The organism is Fodinibius sp., from assembly GCF_034521915.1.
Lineage (GTDB): Bacteria > Bacteroidota > Rhodothermia > Balneolales > Balneolaceae > Fodinibius.
Window position 1 is genome coordinate 63,563 of sequence record NZ_JAXHLU010000015.1, and the last position, 26,939, is coordinate 90,501.

Below are 26,939 nucleotides of genomic sequence, written 5' to 3' on the forward strand. Positions count from 1 at the left end.
GGCGATTAGTCGTTATTTCCCTGTATTTCATTGAGCTTATTCATGGCCCTGTCATTAAGATTATCGAACAGTTCCTTGTCGATATCGCCGACGGTATATTTTAGATGTAGCCAAACGACATAGGTTGCCATGACATCCTCGTAGCAATAGTGCTCAATTTCGGCAAGTTTATCTTCACGAAACATTTTTAACACTTCATTGCCTTCACCGGTTTGTTTAAAGGGGATGCCGATCAGATATCCCAAGTGTTTGAGTTTTGGCCACGAGCTTGCACCATAGTTGCTGAATTCATCAAGCAGATCAACATTGTCGTTGCTATAGCGATATTTGATATCGTAGTGATTCAGCCGCTTGGGCATCTGTAGCCCGTGTTTGAGGGCACGATAGGTGAGCAGCGGTAAATCAAAACCGCGTCCGTTGTGATGCACCAACCCAAAATCTTTGTAGGTGCTGAGAGCGTCAAAAAGTTTTTCGAGTCCCTCTTTTTCATCGCTGCCGTGCCAGCCCACTTTTTGCTTGGGCATGCCATTATTTTCGACCCATAAACCTACCCAGGAAATCATTTTGTGGTACATGGGCGGCAGAAATCCCGATGAGTTGCGCGCTAAATCTTCACTGGCCTGTATCAGTAATTCGTCTTCATCTGTTTCAGGATTTTCGATAACCTGGCGTACAAATTCAAAATCGGGGATGGTTTCAACATCAAAAACAAAAAACATAATTACTCCGTCATTTCTCCAACTAAATTCCTGTTAAATTGCTCGGCTACTGTTGTATTATTGTTATGCCTGGCAAGAAGATACATTATTTTTGTGAGCGTTGCTTCGGTCGTCATATCTTTTGCGCTCAGCGCTCCCAGCTCGAGTGCCTTGCGTCCACTTTCGTAATTCTTGAGCTCCACGGCATCATAGGCGGCCTGCGAGGTGATAATCAACAGTAGGTTATTTTGAAGGCATTTCTTGAAGAAAGGCAACAAACTTTGTTCACCGTGGATGGGAAAGTTTCCGCTCCCGAACGCCTCAATAATGAGTGCTCGATTATCACCAAAATTAATTTGGCTTAAGAAATCAGGATTTAAATTGGGATAGATTTTCAGAAGAAAAACCTGATCAGAAAAATTAGTTGCAACTTCGAGTGAATTTGATGGAGCACGTACGTGATCGCGTATCTCAATATTGATCCCGATTTCTGCCAGGGGCGGATAGTTGGGGGACGCAAAGGCATCAAAATCGCCAATACTCATTTTGGTTGCCCGGTTGCCACGGTAGACAAAATCGTTGAAACAGATCGCCACTTCGGGCAGAGATGTCGTTGCCATCTCAATAGCATTCACCAGATTGCGCCGTGCATCGCTGCGGATGTTACTCATGGGCACCTGGCTTCCCGTTAGGATGATCGGTTTATCCAATCCCTGTAAAGAAAATGACAGCGCAGAAGCCGTATAAGCCATAGTATCGGTGCCGTGCAGAATTACAAAACCATCGTAATCCTCATAATTTTTGCGGATAAATTCAGCTAATGCTGCCCAGTGTTTTTTGTTGATATCGGAGCTGTCCTCAAAAAAGAGCCGCTCCATTTTTATATCCGCAATTTCTGAAAGTTCGGGAATAGCCTGATACATCAGCTCGGTCCACTTTTGGGGATTCAGTGTCGGCTTTTGGTCACCGCTGACATCCATGGCAATAGTGCCGCCTGTTTGGATAAGTAAAATACTTTTCATGAATGGTGTTTCGAGTTTTTATTAAATCCGCAGCTAATGTTACCAAATTTAGCGGAAAGTATTGAGTTCAAATCTTTTTTTGCCTTACTTGTCTAAAGACAATCTAAACACCGGAGTGAGCAATGGTCAAACAAGCCATCTTACATAGTAGCCTTCCAAAGTATTATCGTTGGCATAGTATCATGACAGAGCACTTTGGTGTTTTCCTTATCCAAAAAACGGAGGTAGCCTATGAATGTTTACAAGCCATCAAAAATTAGAAACGTGGTGCTGCTGGGCCATGCCGGTTCTGGTAAAACTACACTGGCAGAAACGATGCTTTTTGAATCCGGAAGCAAGAAGAGGCGCGGATCTATTGAGCAAAAAAACACGTCTTCGGATTATCATGAGATTGAGCATGAGAAAGAGAAATCGGTGTTTTCAAGTCTGTTAAATCTGGACTGGAGGGGTAGTAAAATTAATCTCATTGATACGCCCGGCACGGCCGATTATATCGGAGAAGTCGTTGGGCCGCTGCGAGTAGCCGACACGGCAATCTTTGCGTTAAATGCCGAGTACGGGGTGGAAGTGGGGACAGAACTACACTGGAAATACACTGAGAAGTATAACATTCCATCGCTGATTATTGTAAATAAACCGGATAACGAATTTTCCGATTTCCAGAAGGCGGTGGATATGGCTAAAGAGCGATTCGGTCGTGGTGTAGTTGTGGTTCAATATCCCTACAGTGAGGGTGAAGATTTTCATGCTATCATTGATGTTTTGAAAATGACGATGTACGAATTTCCTGAGGATGGCGGCAAGCCTGATAAATTGCCCATTCCGGATTCGCATAAAGCGCAGGCCGATCTGCTTCATAATGAATTGGTGGAAGCCGTGGCAGAAAATGATGAAACGCTTTTGGATTTGTATCTGGAGCAGGGTGAGCTTACGGAAAGCCAGATGCGAGAAGGCTTGCATCAGTCACTGTTGAATCGGGATATATTTCCGTTGTTCTGCTGCTGTGCCAAACGTAATATGGGCACGGGGCGTGTAATGGGATTTCTCGGAAATGTGGCACCCAACCCCCTTGAAGCAAATCCGCCCAAAACGACGGATGGAGAAACAGTGAAGTTGAAGTCTGACGGTGATCCGCTGATGTTTTTATGGAAGAATAGCTCGGAATCGCACGTGGGAGATATGCTCTATTTTAAATCATACGGTGGGACCGTAAAACCGGGGCAGGATCTCATAAATCATACTACGGGAACTGGTGTGCGTCTGTCCGGACTTTACTGGGTAAATGGCAATAAACGCGGAGAAGCCAATAAGGTGCCAACTGGGGATTTGGCAGCTGCTGTAAAATTGAAGAATACCGGTGTTAATGATACGCTGCATCCAAAAGGCAGAGAAATAGAGATTGAGCCGATTCATTTTCCCGACCCTGTAATACGTACGGCTATCGAGTTAAAGCATGAGGGAGAGGAGGATAAGCTGGGCAACGCTTTGCATCAGCTGCAGCGCGAAGATCCCTCCATGAAGATAGAGCACAGCCAGGAATTAAAGCAGGTAATTGTTCACGGGCAAGGGGAGGAGCATCTGGCAGTGATCAAATATGCGCTAAAAACGCGGTTTAATCTCGAGCTGGAATATATTCAGCCGAAGATCCCGTATCGTGAGACGATTACTAAAACGGTTCGGACAGAGTATAAACATAAAAAACAGTCGGGTGGAGCCGGGCAATATGCTGCGGTGTCGATGCTGATGGAACCACTAACGGATAATATGCCCGAGCACGACGACCTAAAGGTACGCGATACGCAGGAAATAGACCTGGAATGGGGTGGTAGGCTGATCTTTCGAAATTGCATTGTGGGCGGGGTGATAGACAACCGTTTTATGCCAGCTATCCTGAAGGGGATAATGGAGAAAATGGAAACCGGTCCGCTGAGTAACTGCCGCGTTAGGGATCTGCGTATTTCGGTGTATGATGGTGATATGCATTCTGTGGATTCCAATGATTCGGCATTTCGTGCTGCAGCACTCATGGCTTTTAAAAAGGGATTTATGGATGCGAAACCCAAGTTAATGGAGCCTATCTATAATATTGAGGTTACAGTTCCGGCTAATTATATGGGAGATGTAATGAGCGATATTAGCACACGGCGCGGGCAAATTATGGGAATGGATTCCGAGGGATCTATTCAGAAAATTAAAGCCCAGGTTCCGCTCGAAGAGCTTGATCATTATGCTACTAGGCTTAAATCCATCACCCAGGGAAGTGCCCGGTATAGCCGAGAATTCTCGCATTATGACCAGGTGCCGCATGATATCCAACAGCGCGTAATGGAAGAAACAATGGATATGCAGGAAGTTTGATGGAATACTTCAAGATGTATAGCACTTTGAAGTGCTGTACATCTTAATTCTTTTTCAGCCACTTGCTGTCGGGATGATTTTCTTTGAGGTGGAGGATAAATCTACGCGGCAATTCAAAAAAGAGTTCTTTGCGAATCGGCGGAAAGCGTCGCTGCATTTTTTCCTGGGGTCGCTCTGGCCGCTGTTCAGGATTCCAGCTAAATCCATCGAGGCGACGATTTTTGGTCTTCTCGCTTTCTGGCAGGTACGAACCATTTACAGCACCTGTAGCCTTCATTCTTGCAAGCTGTCCATCCTCAAAAAAGATGCGAATATTTGGTGCAGATAGATCCACAGCCCCGTCGGATTCATCCTGATCATTTTTAGTAAAGCGCAGCAGCTTGGAATTTCCGAAAACATAGATTTCGCTTAATGCGCCATCATTAAAATCAGCGTGCAGAGTATCCCCGGTAATTTGATTGAGCCGATTGATGGAGGTGTCTTGCTGAACTGAAAAGGGTCGGGGGTAAGAAATTAAGCTGTCAATATCTCCATTGACAATTTTAGCTCTGATATAAGGTCCTGTTAGTTGTATCTGTTTATGCCATGATTTTGCATTGGACCAGAGCTCAAACGTTTCGGTGCTGTCGGTATACTTTGAGGTGTCTGACACGGAGGCAAAGGAGGGCGACCAAATGCGCACGCTGTCATATCCAAATACGATAGCCGAAGTATCTGTTGGCGTACGCTGCTCCTTCGATAAAATGGTTTTAGCCCTAATGTGGGTAGTATCGGCTTGAGCGGTGTCGACAGTATCATTTTGAAAACTTTTAAGCCATGCATTGCCCTCAAGTAATCGCCGGCCGGTAGAATCAGCTTCCAGGTATTGTCCCATAATCATTGAGTCATTTTCTTGGTCATTCCCAAAAACCTTGCCATACAGCTCGTAATACTTTGTTTTTCGATTACTGAACAGTGAATCCCCTTCAAGATACTGAAGTGAGTCGGATATCTGTACTTTCCCATAGAATTTAGCACTGTCGGGTTCTCGATAGTAGAATCCTGAATCTGCTACCAATGTACCCCGTTGATCTTCGAGCCGGATCTCATCAAGAAAATTGGCTACTTTGGTTGAAAAGCGGTAATCAACGCTGTTTCCAAAGAGAGTGGTGCTGTCAGCTTCAATAATAACTCGTCCACGCAACTGACTAAAATCAATGTTGGTGTAGTATCTCAGCGTGTCGGCCCAAATTTTTTCGCTCTCAGTTTCGATTTGAATATTGCCGAAAGCACGTATCTCATTTTTGTTGACAAACTGGTAGGCGCTGTCACAGTACATTTCCATGTTTTCGCTTTGCAAATGGACATCACCAAGAATCTTTTGCACTCGCTCCCCCTCGTACTGTCCTCCCTTGATACTATCGGCTTCTAAAATATTAACCTGATTTTGTGCATGCACATTTTGATTCCATCCAACCCATTGAACTGCTACAAATAAAAATAGCAGGAAGATAATTTTAGGTAATATCTGGGTGATTTTGTGGATCATTTAATCAACGATTACGCGTCCTTTGGGTTCTTTTATAGTATAGTCTTCTAAATCAGTGTCGCCCTCGAAACCGGTTCCAGCAATACTGTCAGTTGGTGTTTTAATTATGACAAATTTGGGTGTACTGATGTTATTGGTGGATTGGTTCCATTCCAGATATTCTGAGTTGAGATGGCGGTTATCTCTAGTTTCTACCTGGACATCCCCAAATAGTTCAAAAATCGTATCTTCGGGCTTATATACAGCTCTATTGGCGAATACTTTTGTTTTAACAGCACCTACAGAGTCAAAAACGTGAACAGTAACAGGTCCTTTTATTCGAGTCTCGTTTTTGTCATTTTTAGAATAAGTAGCTGCATAAGATCCCCATAACCGGACCTTTTTTTGCCCATTTTCCATAATTTCCATGTCTACATCCCACGTTTCGGTTGAGGAGGTAAGGGAATCTTTTAGGGCTTCGTCAACCTGTTGCGTCTCTTCCTGCGAGAGATCACCACACGAGGAGATGCCTGCTATAATTAACAAGCATAAGAAAAAGGAAAAAAGGTTATTGTGTTGTTCCAAAATATCGGTCACCTGCATCACCTAATCCGGGTACGATAAATGCATCATCATTTAAATGGTCATCGATAGCTGCGGTGATGGTATGTACATTGGGATGTTCTTCTTCGAGTTTTTTCAATCCCTCGGGTGCACAAATTAACGACACAAATCGCAAATGTTGTGCGCCCTTATCTTCCAAAAAGGAGAGGGCATCGTGGGCGCTGCCCCCGGTTGCTAGCATGGGATCTACCACAAGCACCATGTCATCTTCAACGCCATCAGGGATGTTGGAATAATAGTCTTCTGGCTGATGGGTGTTCTCATCTCTTTCCATCCCCAGATGTCCAACCCGGGCATCGGGAATAAATTGAAGTAGAGCGTCGGAAAGACTAAGTCCGGCTCGTAATATCGGGACTACCATTACTCCCTGATCAATATCGTATCCGGTTGTTTTTTGGATTGGTGTCTCGACCTCAAAGGTAGTTTGGGGTAGTTCCTTAAGGGCGTGATAAGCCAGAATCATGGCTATACGTTTAATAGCTGCCCTGAATTCAGAGATGTTAGTATTTACATCCCGCAGTATCGTTAAGTCTCTGTTGACTACGGGATGTTTTATCAGCGTAACATTTTTGAAATCAGACATAATAGTTGTGGTTATACATCTGGATTTTCAAAGTATTTCTTAGTGATTTTGTATGCAACTCCTGACAGAGCAAAGAGCGCAATGATGTTGAAAAAGGCCATCAGTCCCAGCATCACATCGCCAAACGCCCAAATGGTAGTGAGGGTAACAACGGCGCCGAAAAAGTGCATTCCTACAAAGGCTATACGATACCAGAATATGGATTCAAAGCCGAACAGATATTGCGCGGCGCGGTCGCCGTAGTAGCTCCAGCTAATGGAGGTAGAGATCGCAAATAGAAGTACTGCAAATGTCACTAGATATCCACCTCCGGGCATAACGGGGGCTAATCCCTTTTCAAAAGCAGCTGATGTTAATGGAGCACCATTTTGTACTACGCCGCCGTAGAGATTGGTTAATTGGGTGTCGTCAGAAGAATAAACCGTAACTCCACGGTATCCATCTTCATTTTGTCGCTGTGATAATTCAATACGTCCGTTAAATGGGGTTGTGTATGATTCATTAGTAAACATCGTATCTACAGGTGCGCCGTAGTGTGTCATCTCTCCATTGGTAGGCACACCGTTTTCAAAATAAAGGACAGGTGCATCTCCAGCTTGCCCCGTATCATCGGTTGTTTCGGTGTAAGAATAGGAAATGATATCAGCAGTGGGATCGATGGAAGATTTGTGATGCATGTCCCAAGCACCGGTAGAGATAATCACCAGTCCGGTCATTGTACAGATAATAAGTGTATCGATAAAAGGTTCGAGTAGTGCAACAACTCCTTCGCGAACAGGTTGGTCGGTCTTGGCTGCCGAGTGGGCAATAGGGGCAGATCCCTGTCCCGCTTCGTTCGAAAATAAACCTCGTTGAACACCATAGCTTAATGTAAATATGAGCGCTCCAGAACCAACACCCAGCGCCCCGGCTGTCGGGTTAAAGGCATTGGTGACAATGGTTACAAAAGAAGGGATTACAGACTCGTAGTTGATCAAAAGAATTATCAGCGCACCCAATACATAGAGAATACCCATAAATGGAACGAGGCGCGATGTTACTTTTCCGATTCGTTTAATGCCACCAAGAACTACAGCCGCAACTAAGCTGGCTGTAATAAGTCCTGTAATCCAGACGGGAATTTGAAAGTCCGTTTTCATAACATCGGCAACCGTATTGGCCTGTACAGCATTACCGGTAAGAAATGCACAAATAGCAGCTGAGATAGCAAATGCCACAGCCAGCCATTTCCAGTTTTCCCCAAGACCTCTCTCGATATAATACATTGGACCGCCAGAGACGGTACCATCAGGGTTTGACCCTCGATATTCTTGAGCCAGCGTTACCTCGGTAAATTTGATTGCCATTCCGAATAAAGCTGTTACCCACATCCAGAATAATGCGCCCGGGCCACCGTAATGTATGGCAAGAGCTACACCTGCAATGTTACCAATACCTACTGTTGCAGACAGAGCGGTAGTGAGAGCTTGGAAGTGATTAATATCGCCCTCGTCTTCAGGATCATCATAAAAACCGGTTACAACTTTGAGTCCGTGACCGAATCTGCGAATTTGAATAAAGCCTAAACGTACTGTTATGTATATTCCAAAAGCCAATAAAATGACCACCATAGCGGGCATGGCTTCAGGGGTATTCCAGATGAGATCTACAAGCCAGCTTATAATTTGATCAAATGTTTCCATGTGTTAATGAATATTCTTGGGTTATTTTTGAGAAACAATCAAGCGGAATGTATAAAAAGATTTTCGAATTTTTTAAGTTTAATTGATAATCTGCTATGACAAACCATTAAAAAACGTTAAAATGATAAATGTAAGTGCAATTGTATTAGTTGATTAGGTGCTTATATTTTAAAGGAACACGGTTAATAGTGATTAGAAAGAAAAATGGGTGAGGTTCTATGACAAAAGCAGACATTGTTGATGTAATTGCATCTTCAACGGGACTTACAAAGGTTGAAACCGAGGCTGTTGTTAACGGTTTTATGGAAACGGTTATTGATGCAATGAAACGCAACGAACATATAGAGTTGAGAGGATTCGGGACTTTTAAAGTAGTAAAACGAGCTCAACGTGTTGCTCGTAATCCTAAAACAAACGAAGAAGTGATTGTACCCGAGCAGTACGTGCCTGTGCTAAAAATGTCGAAAGACTTTAAAGAGGCTGTTAATGAATCGGTTATGGAAGATGAGGAAGAATAGGATCCCGGATTTTTGAGTCTAAATTTTTAGGTTTTATTCAGGGGATATTCGTATCTTAATTAGTTATTACTATTATCCCGGATGCCGGTGGTATCGACGAATAAAAAATTGAGGTGATTATTATGCCAAGCGGAAAGAAAAGAAAGCGATCCAAAATTGCTAAGCACAAGCGTAAAAAACGACTGCGTAAAAATCGACACAAAAAGAAATAGTGTCACGATAATATTATATAAAAAAAGCCTTCAGATTTTCTGAAGGCTTTTTTTATATAATCAAATTGTGGTCGTGTACCTTATGCAGCTTGCGATTCCAGCGTTTGGTCTGCAATGCGTAACACGCGGTTTGCTTTTACGAGCAGTTCTTGCAGACAGCGACTCACAAAATCGTGAACATCGTTGAGGCTATTCATATCTTCAAGTGTGTATTGGAAGTAGGATATCAGGTTAACAGCAGAAAGATATTTGCCGCTTTCTGATCCTTCAACTTCAATATGCCAGCGCGTGATGATGTCATCATCGGACAATAGTTCGTTAACTTCCTTGCTTATTTGTTCCATCCACTGGCTGGCATCTTCTAATCTGTGGTGTCCGTTTTGGGCTGCTAATGAAGAATGCGGCGCTTTTTCATCAAACAGCCAGGTAATTTCAATATCGATCGCTGGCGAAATGGATGTACTAACCATTTTATCCTCCTGTAAAAATGGATGTTCTTCCATACCTTGCAGCTGTTTTGCCAACACCGTTTCCCGGAACCGATCCCAGTCGAAATTTATGGATAATGCTTTTAGAAAATCAGATTTTGGTTTGAGATCAAATTCAATTTCCAGTCCCGTTGCATTTATTCTATCTTCATTCCAAGTGCGAAAGGTATTAATAGTGAAATCTCTCTTATTTAAGTCACTTTCTATCCGGTTTACTACTGAGTTGAATATCGGATATGTCATTATTTCAATCTATTAAATTCAAAATTTTACGTTTCTGAACGTCTCTTTAAAGCATGAACAACTTTTATACGCTAATATATTTAAACCGCGAGATAAAAGAAAAAATTGAAGATGCATTTTTTAGTTTTGCTATTTCTCCCCACAAAGATGTACTCCATATGTACATAGACCGGGACGAGGAAACATCGCGGCTGATATTTAGTGCGAACCCGAGAGAGACAGCCCTGTTTTTGGATTTCTATCGTCCGCCCAAAAAAAGCAATGTGATCGATTTTTTTGAATCGCTTGAAGGCGAAAAGATTATAGACATGGAATTGGCGGATAAAGATCGGTTGATATCTATCTATTTTGAGAATGGACAGCATCTGCTTTTTAAGCTTTTCAGTGGAAATCCCAATGTTTTTCTGATTGAGGAGGATGTGATTGTAGATGCTTTTAAGAATCCCGATGAAGTAAGAGGAGATACTCCTCCTAAACCGGAAGCCCCTACATTTCAGGAGGAAGTGAGTCCCCGCCGATCAGCTAAAAACCAGATGACAGAGGTGAATCCGCTTCTGCCGCGTAATTTGTTGCCGTATCTAATTGAAGAGCATGATGTGGATGAGATGCCTCCGGAAAAGGTAAAGGAGTTTACCAATGAGGTTACCCAAGCGTTGTTAGATGATCCTCATCCCCGAGTCGTTAAAACGGGAGATTTTTGCCTCTGGTCAAAAGAGTGGTTGGATATCCCCAGCGAAAAAGAGTGTGACAAGGTCAATGATTGTGTTGCCTTTGCCTATAAAAATGCGGTGCATTTGCGTCGGCTGCATGAAAACAAAGAGGATATCCTCCAGTTTTTAGAGCGAAGTAAATCTCAAAAAGAAAGTTTAGTAACACAGCTGAAGCAGGCCGAGAAAAGTTTAAAACGTGCTGAAGAGTATGAGAAATATGGCCACCTGTTGATGGCACATGCCCATGAAAAAGTGACGGAGGGAACAACGGAAGTTACGATTGAGGATTTTTATAAAGATAATGAAGAGATTACGATCCCCTTGAAAGAAGATAAATCAATAGCTGATAATGCCGAGTATTATTACGAAAAATCGAAGGATGCCAAGAAATCGTATCAAAATGCCAGGGAGCGTCTGCCAAAAGTAAAAAAGGAACTTGAACAGGTTGAGGAGCTGTTGGATGAAATCGAAGAAATTGATCACTTGCCTAATTTAAATGACTGGGTGAAAGACAATAAGCAGAAGCTCGAAGATTTTGGGTATGGCAGTGGCGATGACAAGCAGGCTACTTCGCCCTTCCGAAAATTCAAGGAGGGGAAGTTTGAAATATGGATTGGCAAAAGTGCAAAAAGTAACGATCAGCTTACCAGTCATGCTCATAAAGAGGATATCTGGCTGCATGCCCGGGGCGTGGGTGGATCACACGTAGTAATTCGTATGGGCAACAGAAAAGATTATCCGCCGCAGCAGGTACTGTTGAAAGCGGCCAGCTATGCGGCTTATTTTTCAAAAGCGCGCGGTATGAAATCGGCTCCCGTTATGTATACCAAAGTAAAATATGTCCGTAAGCCAAAAGGAGCCGCACCGGGAGCAGTGGTTGTTGAGCGCGAACAAGTTGAAATGGTACCTCCAATGAAACCTGAAAATATTTAATAATGATTTCTGGGTTACCTGAACGTATTTTTTTATGTGGATTTATGGGCGCCGGTAAATCGGTGATCGGCAGAAAATTAGCCAAGGAGTTGGAACTATCGTTTTTAGATCTTGATGACAAAATTGAAGAACAAGCCGGTCAATCGATCCCTGAAATTTTTGAAGAATCCGGGGAATCAGCTTTTCGGGTTGCTGAACGACGTGCACTGCAGGAGGTTATTAAAGAGTTTGAGGGTGTGGTATCACTTGGCGGGGGGAGTTTACAAAATCAGTATATAGTTGATCACCTGAAATTAAATGGACTTCTTATTTTCATAGAAGCGCCGATTTCCGTTATCTTAGACCGCATATCACAAGACGATAACCGGCCACTGCTTCTGGATGAGCACGGAAATCCCAAGAGCAAAAAGAAGCTGGAAAATGAATTGACGGCTTTGTATGAAGAACGGCTTCCATTATATGAGCAAGCGGTGATTCAAATACAAAATGACGGAAAAAAAAGTGTTGAGGATATTGTAGAAAAATTATTGAAAAAGATTAGAAACCATGTCGAATATTATTGACGTTCACATTTCGCTGGATCAGCAGTATCAAATTGCTATTGGTGAGCAGCTGGCCCAATCCTTCAAAGCGTATTGCGAAGCTCGTTACAATCGAAATAAAATTTTTGTTTTGATCGATGAGAACGTAAATCGATTGCATAACAATAAGGTAGCAAAGCTGGTCAGTGATTTTAAAGATGTTCATCTTATTGAAATTCCAGAGGGTGAATCCTCAAAATCAGCTAGGGAGTGGAACAATATTACAAATAAGATATTAGAAATAGGGATAGAGCGATCGACGCCGCTCTTAGCTATCGGAGGAGGAGTAACCGGTGATCTGGCGGGATTCGTAGCTGCCACGGTGTTGCGGGGTGTTCCTCTTATCCATATGCCAACCACGCTTCTGGCGATGGTGGATAGCTCAATAGGTGGAAAGACGGGGATTAACCATACTACAGGCAAAAATCTGATCGGCAGTTTTTATCAGCCCGATGCGGTGTTTTCGGATATCACATTTCTGGAGACGCTCGAACAAAAGGAATGGATTACAGGCATGGCAGAAATATTGAAATACGCTGCTATCCGAAATTCTGAGCTATTTGAAGTAATGGAAGAGCTGATCCATCAGCCGTTAACGCCTAAACAGCGCTGGGTTGAAGTTGTTGAAGAAAGTGCCCGAATTAAAGTTGATATCGTTCAGGAAGATGCGCTTGAGGCGGGTAATAGAGCGTATTTGAATTTTGGTCATACGTTCGGCCATGCCCTTGAGAAGGTATCAGGCTATGGAGAAATTACCCATGGAGAGGCCGTTTTCGTAGGAATGATTGCGGCATGTCACTTTTCGCAAGAATTGGGACATCCTGTAAGTGATGCACGTTTTGCTCCTTTTCTATCGTTGTACAAAAAACAGATGTCGCCGTTGACGACAGATACCGAAGAACTTTTAGAAGCAATGAAATCCGATAAAAAAGTAAAAGATAATACAATTCGTTTAGTACTGTTGAATGAATGGGGATCACCGTATCTTTATAGCTGTGAAGATCATTCGATGCTACAAAAAAGCTGGAGCTACACTCTGGATAAATTTAATACATAATTGTTGAGCGCTCGTGTTTTATCGCTGGTTATATAAAAGCTGGAAATACTTCTGGAGGATAGTCTTTGTACTATTGCTTACAGCTGTTATCCTTTCGGGTATCGCCGTTGGTATTTTACAGCTTGATATAACCAAAAACTATCTGGCAGACCGTATAGAGAGACAGGTGGAACAGACCTATAAAGCAGAACTTAATATTGGGGATGTCAATGGTTTTATGCCTTTTCAAATGAGCTTATACGATGTTGCTTTGATGCGCAGTGATGAGTCCGCCGCTGATACGTTGGTCGCCGTTCAGCAGGTTGACAGTGAAATTGATGTTTGGGGATTGCTTCAAAATAAGCTGACGATTGTTGGGTTTTCGTTGCAGTCACCCGAGGTTAATCTCCGATCGGATAAAAACGGAAGACTGGTGTTGCTTGAAAGCAGGCCGGAAGCTAAAAAACGCCAGCGCTCGGATGATGATGCCTGGTTGAGTAGAATTGAAATTATTGCACCTAATGTAAGTATCGAAAATGGCAACGTTCATCTGGAAGCTCAATCGGACGATCACCAAATTGGAAACCTCCCGTCATCATTTTCGCTAACAAATATTAGTGCTTCGCTTTTTATGGATTGGAGCGAAATGCAGCGCTATTTGGATATTGAATCATTTTTTGCTGAGTCTGAAAACTTACAGGTTGAAAATATTTCTGTATCAGGACAGCTTTACAATGATCACCGTTTCCTGGAGTTTAATTCTTTCTATTTAACGTTGGGCAGTTCAAGGTTTGTTTTTAATGGTGAGGTCGATGGGGTAAATCTATTACAGCCAGATGTAACTGAGCAGTTTAAAGCAGCTCAATATGATCTGGATGTGCGTTCCGAAGATATCGATCTGCAGGATCTGGCCGATTTTACGGCGTTTACCCCGGATCTCGAAAAGTCGTTAAGCATTGATTTAAGGACTGAGGGCTCCGCTGACTCTCTATGGATAGATCGTGCAGAGCTGGGTATTGGAGAAAGTTTTGTGAACTTAAATGGCCTTATCAAGAATATAATTGACCGTCAAAATCTATCGTATGAACTGCGTTTTGAAGGATTAAACCTGCGAAATGAAGACCTTACTCAGTTATTAGATTCGCTGGCTATTCCCAATAACAAAGAACTCCAAAGTTTGGCGATTTCTGGTCAGGCCAATGGCAGCTTGCAACATATTAATGGAAATTTTTCGCTTTCGAGCACACTCGGTTCTCTTGAAATTAAGGCAGAGACACAACTCGTAGAACCCTTTAGTTACAAAGGTACACTTGTCGGTAAGAGATTGGATATAGCTCCCTTTTTTGCTGAGCATGTAGATACGACTGCTCTTAATTTTGATGCCCGGGTAGAAGGAAATGGATTTAGTTTTGGTAAAGCGATTGCTGATTTAAATGCAACATTTACGGATAGCAGAGTAGAATCCCACCAATTTGAGCGGTTAGTACTCTCCTCAAATCTGAATAACAAGGTTTGGAATCAAGAGTATGACTATCAAAATGGGGATGAGTTTCTGCAAGGGTCCTCAACAATAAATTTCAATGCTGAGAATCGATCGTTAGCCATAAAAGGGAATGCAGGGAATGTGAACCTGGCTAATTTTTTTTCCGAAAATGCGGTGGCTCAGACCGCACTCAATTTTGATTATAGTGTGGAACTCCAGGGATTTGATCCCGAACGTCTGCAGGGCAAGGCGAATATTGATGTAGCTCCTTCCGTCATTAAAGGTGATAGCGTACGTCCCCATCAGCTTTATATGGACTTAAATTCGCCTGATGCTTCAACTCGAGAGTTTCGACTTACAAGCTCACTGCTTGATTTGAATATAAGTGGTGAGGTTACGCCGGCTGATGTGATTTCGCAGACAAGGTTTTGGAGTTCATATCTCAAAAGCAGGTTTGACTCCGAAATATTGATGACCCAACCAATCGTTACTGACTCTTTAAATCGCTCGCCACAAGATAAAAATGTGGTTGTGAATGGAAATTTGCAGACAAAAGATTTGGGCTTGCTTAAAAAATATCTACCTCAATTTCCTGCCCTTTATGCAGAATCGGATGTTACATTTAATATAAATACAGATGGAACCCGGCTGCTTTTATCGGCGGAGATGACATCAGATACCCTTGCGTTCAATAATTTTAACTTTCGTAATGCCAATACTCAGTTTACCGCTAGTTTCAGGAGTGATCGCACGCTCAGTGAATTCTCATCGGTTGACTGGGAAGCCGACATCTCGAGAATTGAGACGGAATCTGTCGATTTAGATTCGACTGTATTTGATCTGTCTGTAAAACAAGATTCAGTTTATTTAACACAGCATGTAGGATCCATATCAGACGATGCACAATTTGATATGTCCTTACAATCAAGCATCACTGATTCGGTAATTGACATATCGGTAAAAGAGTTTTTTATGGGTAACAACCGGTATGCGTGGGTCAACGAACGAACGCCCACACTACAGTATTTTCGCAGTGGAGAAATTGATTTTGATGAATTCAGCTTTCAGAATCAGAATGAATATTTTAGAATACAGGGAAGGTTAAGTCCCAGCCGTAGTGATTCACTAACATATACGCTACGTGATATAAATCTACAGCGTATTTCGGATCTTATTAAAGGGAGAATTGATTTTGCTGGGGTATTAAACGGTAGTTTGGTTACAAAATCACTAACAAGCCGGCCGACTATTCAGGGTGATCTAAACGTAAATCGGCTTCGAATGAATGACCGAATAATTGGCGATGTACGCTTTGACAGTAAGTATAATACCGACAAGCAGCAGTTTGATACTCACATTGAGATAATAACAGACAGTACAAAATATGAGGATTATCTTGAATCAAATGATGGGATCGGTCAGGATATTCGATTGGATGGGTATTTTGTAACCCCCGATCCAACGATACGTCAAGATACGGTATATTACTTTGATGCCAATTTTGATCAGGTTGATCTATGGTTTTTGGCAGTAATAGCTGATAATGTTTTTGCCGAGGTAGAGGGACAGGCTTCGGGTACGGGCTATATTACTGGCAATATGGAGGAATATGATTTCAAGTCTCAGTTTAAAACGCAGAATGTATTTGCCCGCCCAGAGTTCTTGAATACCAACTACTTTTTAAGTGGGCCGATACAATTTAATAAGGATGAAGGCGTAGTCCTTGATTCGCTTAGTGTGATGGATACCAAAGGGGGCACAGGAACAATTTGGGGCACCGTAGATCTTAATGATTTTGATCCCATTACCTACCTTGATCTATCACTTGATATGAATCGTTTGCAGTTTCTTAATAGCAAGATGGATCCCGATGTGCCATTTTATGGTAACGTATCGGGTACGGGGCTGGTAAGGCTTTCAGGATCTAATACTGATATGTATATGCGTACAGAAAATCCTGTGCAGATTACCAGTGATTCTGAAGTTTCTATTCCGCTGCTTGAAGAGACAGAGTTGCAAGAGAGCGGTAAATTTATTCGGTTTGTTGATTCTTTTGATGAGATATATAAAAAGTCGGAATCTGCAGTTGAACGTACTGACCGAGAATCGGAAATGGCAGAAGAGGCATTGGAACAGGCTCTTGAAGAGTTAACATTCACTGAACGTTTTGATCTGGATCTTCGCTTTAACGCATCCGAGAATTTAAGTGTAAATCTCATTTTTGATCCTGTTACCGGAGAAGTACTTACTGCACAGGGAACCGGGCAACTTCGCATCACCATGCAGGATCAGGACGTGCAAATGTTTGGGCAATACAACATAAATGGTGGGAATTATCAGTTTGTAACCGGTGAGATTATAAGCCGCCGCCTTCAGTTGGAGTCTGGTGGTACTATTGTTTGGGAAGGGCCGCCCGATAACGCCCGTTTGGATATTAGCGCGGTTTATAATGCTCGTCCCAATGTCTCAACATTGCTGAATGAGGATGGGTTGAGTGATCAAAATCAAAATGGGAGCCAGCAAGTACCAGTGGATCTTATAGTGGAAATTAACGGAACGCTTAATAGTGTTGAAAATAATTACTATTTTAGACTCCCGTCTACAATGGAGCTTTCCTCAAATTCTACTTTGCAATATACAATAAATCAAATTAACCGAGACGAGCAGCAGAAATTGCTGCAGGCCACTAGTATACTTTTTACGGGGCAGTTTATTCCTACACAAGGGACGGGTAGCCCCACGGCTACGCTTAGCCAGAATTTGACGCGTGGATCTACATATGTAAATCCATTTTTGTCGAGCCAGGTAAGTTCGCTACTGTCTAATCAAATAAATACGTTACTTAATAGTGATGTAAGTCGTCTTGATATTGATTTTAACTTGAATGCTTATAATGAAGTGGATTTGGGCATTGCATTGCGATTGTATAATGATCGCCTGATTTTTCGTCGTGAAGGACAAATAACAGGAGGGGATCAACAAAGCACGCCGGGTGATCGTATTGGCGATTTAAATGCCACGTATCGTATCCGAAAGGGATTGTCGTTGACGGCATTTCACCGACAGGATCAGGCCTTGAGTAATTTGCAGACAAGTCCGCAAGCCGGTGATGTAACACCATATGTCGATGGATTAGGAATTGAATCGCAGGTAAAGTTCAACACCTGGAAAGAATTAATGAATCGAATTAAAGGGATTTTTGGAATAAATAAAGATCCCGCAAACAATGAATAGTAAATTTGTGTTGCTTAAATTGTAGCAACACGTTAAAAACGTAAGAATTTTTTAAAAAGTTTTATATTAGTAATTAAATGAAGAAAAGTAAGAAAGAAACATTTGAAGATATTATTCTCAATATTTTGCAGAATAATCCGGAGGCACAACTGCCCTTCGACCTTTTGCAGAATATCTTAAAGGTAGATGGAAAGAAAGACAATCAGCATCTTAAAGATGCCATTAATAGTTTATCCGACCGCAATTTAATAGTAAAGCGGAAAGGCGGAGCATTACAGCTTTCTCCTAATGGCAGTGATAGTGGAAAGAAAGATCGTAATACCGTAGTTGGTAAAATGGATATCAGCCGGCGCGGTACAGGCTATCTGATAGCTGAAGGATTCGATGAAGATATCCGAGTATCCTCGAAACACCTTGGTACGGCTCTACAGGACGATATAGTGAAGGTGAAACTCTTAGGAAAGAAGGGTAGAAAAAGTCGCCAGGAAGGAAAAGTTGTTGAGGTCGTAGAACGCGGCCGAAGTATATTTGTGGGCATTCTTAAAAAGCAGGGTAAACAGAATTATATTATTGAGCCGGATGAAAAATCGGCCCATACCGATTTCTTTGTGCTGCCCAATAATACTGGAGAAGCCCAGCCCGGCGAAAAAGTAGTTTTTGAGCTGGTAGACTGGGTGCATCCCAAGTCACTGCCGGAAGCGAAAATTGTGGAAGTACTTGGCGAAGAGGGAACGAATGATGCCAACGTTCTATCAATATTAGCAGAGAATCAGATTAAGGCTGGTTTCCCCGAAGAGGTTGAAGAATATGCCGCAGATATCAATCGGGAAATTACAGATAAAGAGATCGAACGCCGCCGCGACATACGTGATGAGGTTGTGCTTACGATTGATCCCGATACAGCCAAAGATTTTGATGACGGATTGAGCATAAAAAAGCTTGATAACGGCAATTACTATCTGGGAGTACATATTGCTGATGTAACCCATTATATGCCACGCAATACAGTGCTCGACGATGAGGCTGAACATCGTGCTACCAGTGTATATTTGGTAGATCGCGTAATTCCCATGCTGCCGGAAGTTCTGAGTAACGACGTTTGCAGTTTGAATCCCCGGGAAGATAAACTGGCATTTAGCTGCTTTATGGAGATTACGCCCAATGGTAAACGAGTGGATTATTCTATTGAAGAAACAGTCATTCATTCCAATAAGCGTTTTACCTATGAACAGGCGCAGGAGATTATTGACGGCAAAGACAGTGAGTATGCTGACGAAATTCAAAATGCTGCTAACTTAGCGCAGATACTTTTGGATAAACGATTTCGCGAAGGGAGCATTAATTTTGAAACGCCCGAACCGAAATTTGTGCTGGACGAAAACGGCAAGCCTATTGATGTAAAAATTAAAGAACGGCTGTTTGCTCACCGATTGATTGAAGAATGCATGCTGATGGCAAACCGCACGGTTGCCAAGTATGTAGAGGATCTGCGAAAACAATCCAGTAAAGAGGATTCAAAAGATCTGTATCCGTTTTTATATCGTATTCACGATCAGCCCGATCTTGATAAGCTGAAGAATATTGAAGAAAATGTGAAACCTATTGGAATTAACTTCCATATTGATAGTCCGACGGTAAGTTCTAAAGCGATAAATGTGTTATTAGAACAGATTGAGGACACTTCGCTGGAGCTGACCATTAATGATTTAATGCTGCGCGCAATGTCGAAAGCAGAATACAGTCCCGATAACATCGGTCACTTTGGGCTGGGCTTTGAAAATTATGCACACTTTACCAGTCCTATTCGACGTTATCCCGATGTGCTGGTGCATCGCCTATTGAAAAGCTACTTGGCTGGCAAACCCAGTTATTCGCATAATGAACTTAAACAGCTGGGATCGCATTGTAGTGAAAGAGAACGTGCAGCTATTGAGGCTGAACGAGATTCTGTTAAGTTGAAACAGGTCGAATACCTTAGTGAACACTTGGGAGAAGATTTTGACGGTGTTATCAGTGGCGTAATGGACGGAGGTATTTTTGTCGATTTAAAAGATATCCACTGTGAAGGAATGGTTCGTGTTAGTGATCTTGATGATGATTACTATGAATATGATGAAAAGCAACATTGTCTGATTGGTAGAAACCACGGCAAAAAATATCAATTGGGGAAAGAAATTCGTGTTAAAGTCGTTAGAACAGATATAAAAGCACGACAAATAGACTTAAAACTGGTAGATGACGGTAGTTAATTAAAATGCGTATCCACATATGAAATTATCTCAACTTCTTCGGCAATTTCTGGTTGTACTATTTCTTACCGCTTTTGTTGGTGGGATGGTGCAAGAGGCACAGGCTCAATATTTTTCGTTTGGAAAAAACAGGGTACAGTATAACGACTTCAATTGGCGGTATGTGCAGTCAGAGCATTTCGATGTGTATTACTATAAGACAAAGAATTACGATCTGGCTAATTTTACAGTTTATTCAATGGAATCGGCTTACAAGCAGTTGAGTGAGGATTTTGATCACGAAATTGCAGATCGCATTCAGGTTATTATTTATGATTCCCACAATGATTTTTCTCAGACGAATGTAGTACCGTTGCCAGTTGATGCCGAAGGAATTGGCGGGGTTACCGATGCGTATAAAAACCGCATCACAATGCCTTTCGATGGGAATTATGCAAAATTTCGAAGTACGCTTCATCATGAGCTTGAACACGCTGTGATAAATGATATGTTTTACGGCGGAAATGTTCAGTCTCGTCTAAGTGGCAACGCTCTCCAAATTCCGCTTTGGTTTAATGAAGGCATGGCCGAATACACCTCTCTTGGCTGGGATACCAATACCGATATGTGGATTCGTGATGCAACAATCAATAATTATCTTCCCCCGATTCCACGGCTTGGCGGTTATTTTGCCTATCGTGGAGGACAGTCTGTATGGAACTATATTGCCGAGGAATATGGTCGTCCAAAAATTACTGAAATTATGCAGACCCTGCATAATCAGCGAAATCTGGAAGTGACTTTTAACAGAACTCTTGGTTTGAGTTTGGAAGAGCTGTCGGAGCGCTGGCAGGACTTTTACCGAAAACGGTATTTGCCCGAAGTTGCCAACCGAGAAGATATAACATCCTTTGGTGAACTGTTGACGGAGCGTGACAAAGCCGGAACCTATAATACGAGTCCTACAGTATCACCACAGGGCGATAAAATTGCGATGATTACCAATGAGCGGGGGTATTTTGATGTAGTTGTAATTAGTGCTATTACCGGAGATAAAATCAAGACGCTTATAAAGGGTGAAGACAATTTAAATTTTGAAGAGTTGAATATTCTTAATCCGAATTTAACATGGTCACCCGACGGCCAGAAAATTGCGTTATCCAGCAAGTCCAAGGGATCTGATAACCTGGCTATTGTTGATTATGAAACCGGCAAAGTAAAAATGGTTAGGTTTCCTAAACTGGATGCGATAGGTTCTGTTGCGTGGGCGCCCGATGGTGAGAAAATTGCGTTTGATGGTAATATCGGTCCCAATAAAGATATTTATGTGTACAACTTGCAAACACAGGATTTCAATAATGTAACCAACGATGTCTTTTCGGACTACGAACCTGCTTGGAGTGCCGATTCTGAGACGCTTTATTTTGTATCGCATCGAGGTAATCAGGTGCGCTTGAATAATGTGCAGAATACCTCACGCTTGTTGATAGATGAAGACTTGTATACATCTGATATTTATTCGGTTAAGGTTGGTTCACCAACGGCTCAGCGACTTACGAAGACCCCTAATTGGGATGAAACCCAGCCTATAACCAGCAGGGATGGTAAGCTTTTCTACATCTCTGATGAAAACGGTATTCCTAATATTTATCTGATGGATCTTCAAGATCGCACCTCGTCACCGGTTACCGATTTACAGACCGGTGTTATGCAGATGTCGATCAGTGCCGATGCCAGCCGCTTGGCTGTGAACTCTATTAACGAAGGTTATCTGGATATTTTTATGATTCAGTCACCGTTGAGCCGTGTTAAAGATCAGCCGCTTGAACCTAATGAATGGGCCAAGAGAAGAGCAGAAGAATCCAAAGCTGATCGCGTACCGGCTACTAAATACGTTCGCGAAATGTTAACGACCCAACCGGTTGACTCAACAAGTTTGACAGATGCTGTAGCCTCTATAATTGATTCTGAACCAAAAGAGGCGTATGTAGATACTAATGTTACCCAGCCGGATACTACAGTGCAGGATACCACTGAAGAACAACAAGAAGAAACAGATAGCTTTGATTTTCGAAATTATGTATTTGACTCTTCAGTAGAAGAAGACACGGCTTTTGTCGCGGAATATTTGGATGAAGCAAAATTTAATCTCGAAGGTAATCAAACTGAAGATGGTCGATATATTCCGCGAGAGTATCGGTTGCGTTTTAGTACCGATATTATTTATGCCGGAGGTAACTTTTCTACTTCCTATGGAACATATGGAATAACACAAATTCAATTCAGTGATCTGCTTGGAAATCATCAGATTTCTTTTGGTTCAAACCTAAACCTTGATTTACGAAACAGTACGTACTTTTTGCAGTATGCATATTTGGAAAACAGAGCTGACTGGCAATTTACGTTTTTCCATAATGCAAGCAATTTCCAAGATTTTTCAGGTCAGCTTTTTCGATTCCGATCATATGGCGGGGGAGTTAATATGCGGTATCCCATTGATAAATTTCGTCGTATAGATGTTGGGCTTTCCGGTATTGGCATATCACAGGATTACAGCATCGCTTTTGCGGATACCAGTCAGAATGAGACGACAGCTTTTGCATACCCTCAGGTAATCTTTACCAGCGATAAAACACTCCCGGGATTTACAGCACCTCGAGGAGGATCTCGTTATGCTGTTAGTCTTACAGCGAGTCCGCCGATAACAAATGAAACCTTGCAATTTGCCTCCATACTCGGAGATTATAGAAAGTATTTCAATTTGGGCTCAGGATACACTGTAGCTCTTCGTGGTTCGGGGGCAGCTTCGTTTGGGAGAGATTCACAGACCTTCTTTATGGGAGGTATGCTGGGATGGATAAATTCAAGATATTCCGGGCGCAGTATTCCAACAGATCGGCTGGGTGATACGTTTTTTACACAGCCTGCACTTCCGCTCAGGGGACATCCTTATAATGCTATTTATGGAGATAAATTTACGTTGGCTAATGCAGAGTTTCGATTCCCATTATTTGCGGCGATCTTACCTGGACCCATTCCTATCTTGCCATTATATAATTTGAACGGTGTTGCTTTCTTCGATGCCGGCATGGCTTGGGGACAGGATGTTGTGTTTGAGTTTTTCCGGCAAAGCTTTAACCAGCAGTTTTCCCGCGAAAGTATTGTGCTCAACGAGTCGGATCTTGACTTCAGAGTCAGCAAAAGATCCCAACGACAAATTAATACCGGTAACGGTACGTTTAACGTACCGGTTAATGAAGGTGATATTTTGATGGGAGCGGGATTTGGTTTACGAACTATTCTTTTTGGATTTCCACTTCGTTATGATGTAGGCTGGCCATACTATCGTGATGGCTTTGGAAGTGATCCCATCCACTATATTACGATTGGCGTAGACTTTTAAGCGTAATTTAACAGCCTGGTGTTACTCATCAGGCTGACTTTTTTATCAGCCAAAAAAATATTACGCAATTCAGGTACTCATCGCTTCATAATGCGATCTGTTTTTAGCAGCCTATCAAAATTTTTGTCAGGATCTTTAAAATAAATGAAAGTTAGATACTCCTGCTTGGCTGATAGAAACCCTTGATCCAGGGCAAGATCATTCACTTGGTTGTCTTGTACAAGTACATATTTATAAGTGTATGTTCCCTGCTTAATTAGTGCTTGTCCCGTCCACATCTGTGTATCGGAATCAAAACTCATTTGATTAAGTTCGTTGACCATCCAGTTGTTGAAATGGCCTACAATATAGATTTTCGACGAGGGTGGAATACTATTATCTGTTTGCAGCCTGAATTCCACTTGCGCATAGTTGCTATTGCGATCATCATCAGGAATACCCTCAGAGATATCAGCTTGGGACCAGCTGGGGTTGGTATCAAGGTGTTGAACATCTCGACGTAAAATTACTCTGGGCGGTGTAACGCCGGGCTGATATTCTAGAATCTGTTGGCTGTCGACATCAAAATTTTGAAGATTCAAGTATTTGAACTCGTAATTTCCAACAAAAGCATTCTCGCGTTCTATATATCCTCGCAGCTGATCCGGCGTGATGGTATCAAGAAATTTGACCTGTTTAGTTCGTCCCCAGAACTGGTTTTGTACAAATGCCATGGATAAATCGAACTGAGGATATTCTACAAAATCGGGATAATTGAAGGTGCTAAAAAGCTGATCGAGGGGCCGCCCATCGTTGCGCTGGGCGAAAAGCCGCTCCACTGTTGTTTCTATTTGTCCCTCATCTTCTGTGATAAAAAATGGCATAGAAAAGAGCAGGCTATTGCCGTTAGCCGAATATACCTTGATGAGGTAATTTCCGCTTACGGCGGGCTGCAGCTCATTATTCGGAAAAGAAAATGTTATATGATGATAGGAAGGACGCTGACCATAGCTTACTTTAGACGATTGTATTGTAGTCTCGGAAAAGCTGTCGAGATAAGTATTTGGTCCAATGCCGCTTCGGTTCCAGCTTTTGTCGTAATGATCTACCGTTACTCGAAATTGTCGACTTTGTGTCCCTAAATAATCAAAGGAAAGCAGTAGCTTTTGAGAGGAATTTAGTTCAATAATGGGAGCTTGTCCAGGCTGTCCTTCGGGGTGGAGCTGGACACTTTGAATATCATTTGGCGGTGCTTTTTGTTGATCAAGCGCAAAAGCTCCCTGCAAAAAACTTTGTGACTTTGAAGACTGCTGCACTTCATAGGAGCCTGAGGCAGCACATCCCATAACAATAAATGTAAGTAGTATGGGAAACAGTTTACTGTAAATATATGCCTTTAAATACAAAATGGGCGGGACCTTCGAGTTTAATATTGTTATAGGTGTTTGATTCGGAATCAAATGAAAAGTGCACTGATAATACGCCCCCTTTTGTTTTTACTGAATATTTCTGGCCCGATGTGCTGCTATCTTGCAGATGATGCCAGACGAGGGCAGAGGCGATAGCCCCGGTTCCGCATGCCAGCGTTAAATCTTCCACACCTCGTTCGTAGGTTTGGAGTTCGAGGGTTGTTGAATCATTACCATAGATAAAATTAACGTTTGTACCTTTCGGCTCAAATTTTTTGTGGTAACGAAATTGTTTCCCTTCGGCAACAAGTTGTTCCTCTTGTTCCAGTTTAGCTTTGGTAGTCTTTTTTACCAGATGTTCGGTACCGGTATGGATAGCATACAGGGTTTCTCCGCTAATGGTTTTTTCATTAACTGATGCTTCCATCGGAAAGGAAATAATGACCGAACCGGGATCCTGAACATTAGCTTTGTAGATATTATCGTGCACATTGAATTGGTGTTTTTTATCAAATCCCAGGGAGTAAGCAAACAGTGCCATACATCGGGCACCGTTGCCGCACATGCCGGCGTCGCTACCATCAGGATTGCGATAAAACATTGTATAATCGATATTTTCGTGTTCAGGTGGAAATAACGCCAAAATACCGTCAGAACCGACGCCAAATTTACGGTCACAAATATTGGGTGCAAGCGAAATCAGCTCATCTTTGGAAAATGATTTTGAGCGATTATCAATTACGACAAAATCATTGCCAGCCGCCTGCATTTTTGTAAATGATATGTCGCGATCCGTTGTATCCATTATTCAGAAAAAGCGGGTAAATGTTTCCAGGATTCTTGTTTGTTGATGGTGGGATCATTGCCTCGCATCAGACTGGAAAATCGAAAGGCCAAGGACGTGAAAATGAGTTTTGGCTGTACGTTACGATAAACCATCGGCTTGCATTCATTAACCTGTTCGATCATATCCTCAAGCCGTGCATCGGTCATTGTCTCGCAGAACTTTTGAATTACATCGAGTTGATCAGCATTAGTAATTAGTTTTTTACTCTTCGTTGATCGATAAACGAGTAAATCGCGCAGGAAAACTTCCATGACATTCAGGATAGCAATTTGCCCCTCAAGATTCTCCTGACTCTGCCAGTCTTGTGCTGTTTGCGTAATATTAACGGCATCCTGCGAATAAGAATACCTCAAATATTCGATAATGGCCTCCCGTGTACTTTTAAGGGTATCAACATCAAAAAAGCGGGTCATTGCATAATTACCACCCGAAACTCGTGCCAGATATGCAGCTTCATTTTCATCTACTCCATCTTGCTCAATAAGTGCACGCTCAATCTCTTTCGTTTTTAATGGTGACAGCTGAATGTGTTGGCAGCGCGAGATGATTGTGGGTAGCAGGGCTTCGGTATTATCAGTCGTAAGCAGAAAGATGAGATCTTCAGCCGGTTCCTCAAGTAGTTTTAAAAATGAGTTAGCAGCTTCTTTCTTCATGCTTTCTATACCGGTCATGATGATGACCGTTTTTTGCCCTTCGTTGGGTTTGTAATAAGCGGCGGGACGAATTTCTTCCCTGAAATAGTCGATGGGATAAAAAGCACGCTTGTTTTTGGTGCTTTCTTCGTTAGTGAGTGACGGACGGAGACTAAAATCTACAATTTCATAGGGATCTTCGCGCAATAACTCCAAACGTTCGCGCAACTCTTCTACCGATACATCGGTAGGAACCGGCAAAAATACGTGGATATCGGGATGTGTAAACCATGATGATTTCTTTGAAAAAGCTTGATCTCCCAAATCAGTAAGATGATTAACGCCATTAAGGACTTCTGCAAAAGCAAGAGCAAAGGCAGTTTTTCCGATACCCGGAGGCCCAGAAAAGAGGTAGGAGTGACTGATGCGTCCCGAATGGATGATGCGGTCGATTTGCTCGCGGGCAAATTTTTGACCCACCAGGCGGCGATCACCGAAATTAAATGTAAGATCTTTGTAGTCAATCATG

General features: G+C 42.3%; 18 protein-coding genes. 8 read left to right on the plus strand and 10 right to left on the minus strand.

The annotated features are described in order from the left end of the window. Positions 1-5 precede the first annotated feature (5 nt). Together U5J89_RS10510 and U5J89_RS10515 are read right to left on the minus strand one after the other, a co-directional pair. Positions 6-719 carry a ribonuclease H-like domain-containing protein gene (locus U5J89_RS10510; protein WP_322575583.1) on the minus strand — a complete coding sequence of 238 codons (714 nt, stop codon included), beginning with the start codon at positions 717-719 and terminating at the stop codon, positions 6-8. 2 nt (positions 720-721) lie between these two features. Then, the gene (locus U5J89_RS10515) at positions 722-1,720 is read right to left on the minus strand and encodes an asparaginase (RefSeq protein WP_322575584.1); all 999 of its coding nucleotides are present in this window, start codon (positions 1,718-1,720) and stop codon (positions 722-724) included. A gap of 231 nt (positions 1,721-1,951) precedes the next feature. Here U5J89_RS10515 and U5J89_RS10520 point away from each other — a divergent pair, with 231 nt between their 5' ends. Beyond that, positions 1,952-4,078 carry an elongation factor G gene (locus tag U5J89_RS10520; RefSeq protein WP_322575585.1) on the plus strand — a complete coding sequence of 709 codons (2,127 nt, stop codon included), beginning with the start codon at positions 1,952-1,954 and terminating at the stop codon, positions 4,076-4,078. A 43-nt stretch (positions 4,079-4,121) separates the two neighbouring features. On the opposite strand, the gene U5J89_RS10525 is transcribed toward U5J89_RS10520, so the two are convergent. Genes U5J89_RS10525 through U5J89_RS10540 form a run of 4 tightly spaced genes read right to left on the minus strand, consistent with a single transcriptional unit; the run spans position 4,122 to position 8,474 of the window. Beyond that, complete coding sequence (locus U5J89_RS10525; protein ID WP_322575586.1) at positions 4,122-5,606, minus strand: OstA-like protein; 1,485 nt, start codon at positions 5,604-5,606, stop codon at positions 4,122-4,124. Then, complete coding sequence (lptC, locus tag U5J89_RS10530) at positions 5,607-6,170, minus strand: LPS export ABC transporter periplasmic protein LptC (RefSeq protein ID WP_322575587.1); 564 nt, start codon at positions 6,168-6,170, stop codon at positions 5,607-5,609. Continuing rightward, a complete protein-coding gene (upp, locus tag U5J89_RS10535) occupies positions 6,154-6,792 on the minus strand; it encodes a uracil phosphoribosyltransferase (protein WP_322575588.1) in 639 nt (212 codons plus the stop codon). Before upp ends, lptC begins: the two co-directional genes overlap by 17 nt. Before the next feature lie 11 nt (positions 6,793-6,803). After that, on the minus strand, positions 6,804-8,474 hold the full coding sequence (locus tag U5J89_RS10540) for a sodium:alanine symporter family protein (protein WP_322575589.1): 1,671 nt from the start codon (positions 8,472-8,474) through the stop codon (positions 6,804-6,806). A 218-nt stretch (positions 8,475-8,692) separates the two neighbouring features. Here U5J89_RS10540 and U5J89_RS10545 point away from each other — a divergent pair, with 218 nt between their 5' ends. After that, entirely contained in the window at positions 8,693-8,992 is a 300-nt protein-coding gene (locus U5J89_RS10545; RefSeq protein ID WP_322575590.1) for an HU family DNA-binding protein, read from the plus strand. A gap of 292 nt (positions 8,993-9,284) precedes the next feature. Here U5J89_RS10545 and U5J89_RS10550 read toward each other — a convergent pair whose 3' ends face one another. Then, positions 9,285-9,935, minus strand: a complete 651-nt coding sequence (locus tag U5J89_RS10550) for a hypothetical protein (RefSeq protein WP_322575591.1) — start codon at positions 9,933-9,935, stop codon at positions 9,285-9,287. A 53-nt stretch (positions 9,936-9,988) separates the two neighbouring features. Between U5J89_RS10550 and U5J89_RS10555 the strand changes: the two genes are divergently transcribed. The 6 genes from U5J89_RS10555 (at position 9,989) to U5J89_RS10580 (ending at position 23,543) form a co-directional block, all read left to right on the plus strand. After that, positions 9,989-11,578: an NFACT RNA binding domain-containing protein gene (locus tag U5J89_RS10555; RefSeq protein ID WP_322575592.1), complete on the plus strand. Its 1,590-nt coding sequence runs from the start codon at positions 9,989-9,991 to the stop codon at positions 11,576-11,578. Positions 11,579-11,580: 2 nt separating this feature from the next. Next, a complete protein-coding gene (locus U5J89_RS10560) occupies positions 11,581-12,141 on the plus strand; it encodes a shikimate kinase (protein WP_322575593.1) in 561 nt (186 codons plus the stop codon). Then, complete coding sequence (gene aroB, locus U5J89_RS10565; protein WP_322575594.1) at positions 12,125-13,216, plus strand: 3-dehydroquinate synthase; 1,092 nt, start codon at positions 12,125-12,127, stop codon at positions 13,214-13,216. Before U5J89_RS10560 ends, aroB begins: the two co-directional genes overlap by 17 nt. Before the next feature lie 13 nt (positions 13,217-13,229). After that, positions 13,230-17,912 (plus strand): AsmA family protein, encoded by a 4,683-nt coding sequence (locus tag U5J89_RS10570; RefSeq protein ID WP_322575595.1) that lies wholly within the window; start codon positions 13,230-13,232, stop codon positions 17,910-17,912. A gap of 77 nt (positions 17,913-17,989) precedes the next feature. Further along, positions 17,990-20,161, plus strand: coding sequence for a ribonuclease R (gene rnr, locus U5J89_RS10575; protein ID WP_322575596.1), 2,172 nt, complete (start codon positions 17,990-17,992; stop codon positions 20,159-20,161). A gap of 19 nt (positions 20,162-20,180) precedes the next feature. Beyond that, positions 20,181-23,543, plus strand: a complete 3,363-nt coding sequence (locus U5J89_RS10580; RefSeq protein WP_322575597.1) for a peptidase MA family metallohydrolase — start codon at positions 20,181-20,183, stop codon at positions 23,541-23,543. A 77-nt stretch (positions 23,544-23,620) separates the two neighbouring features. Here U5J89_RS10580 and U5J89_RS10585 read toward each other — a convergent pair whose 3' ends face one another. Genes U5J89_RS10585 through U5J89_RS10595 form a run of 3 tightly spaced genes read right to left on the minus strand, consistent with a single transcriptional unit; the run spans position 23,621 to position 26,938 of the window. Beyond that, positions 23,621-24,868 carry a type IX secretion system plug protein domain-containing protein gene (locus U5J89_RS10585; protein WP_322575598.1) on the minus strand — a complete coding sequence of 416 codons (1,248 nt, stop codon included), beginning with the start codon at positions 24,866-24,868 and terminating at the stop codon, positions 23,621-23,623. 31 nt (positions 24,869-24,899) lie between these two features. Further along, positions 24,900-25,736 (minus strand): diaminopimelate epimerase, encoded by an 837-nt coding sequence (gene dapF / locus U5J89_RS10590; protein WP_322575599.1) that lies wholly within the window; start codon positions 25,734-25,736, stop codon positions 24,900-24,902. After that, complete coding sequence (locus U5J89_RS10595) at positions 25,736-26,938, minus strand: ATP-binding protein (RefSeq protein ID WP_322575600.1); 1,203 nt, start codon at positions 26,936-26,938, stop codon at positions 25,736-25,738. The genes dapF and U5J89_RS10595 overlap by 1 nt, the downstream gene beginning before the upstream one ends. Between the last annotated feature and the right edge of the window lies 1 nt (position 26,939).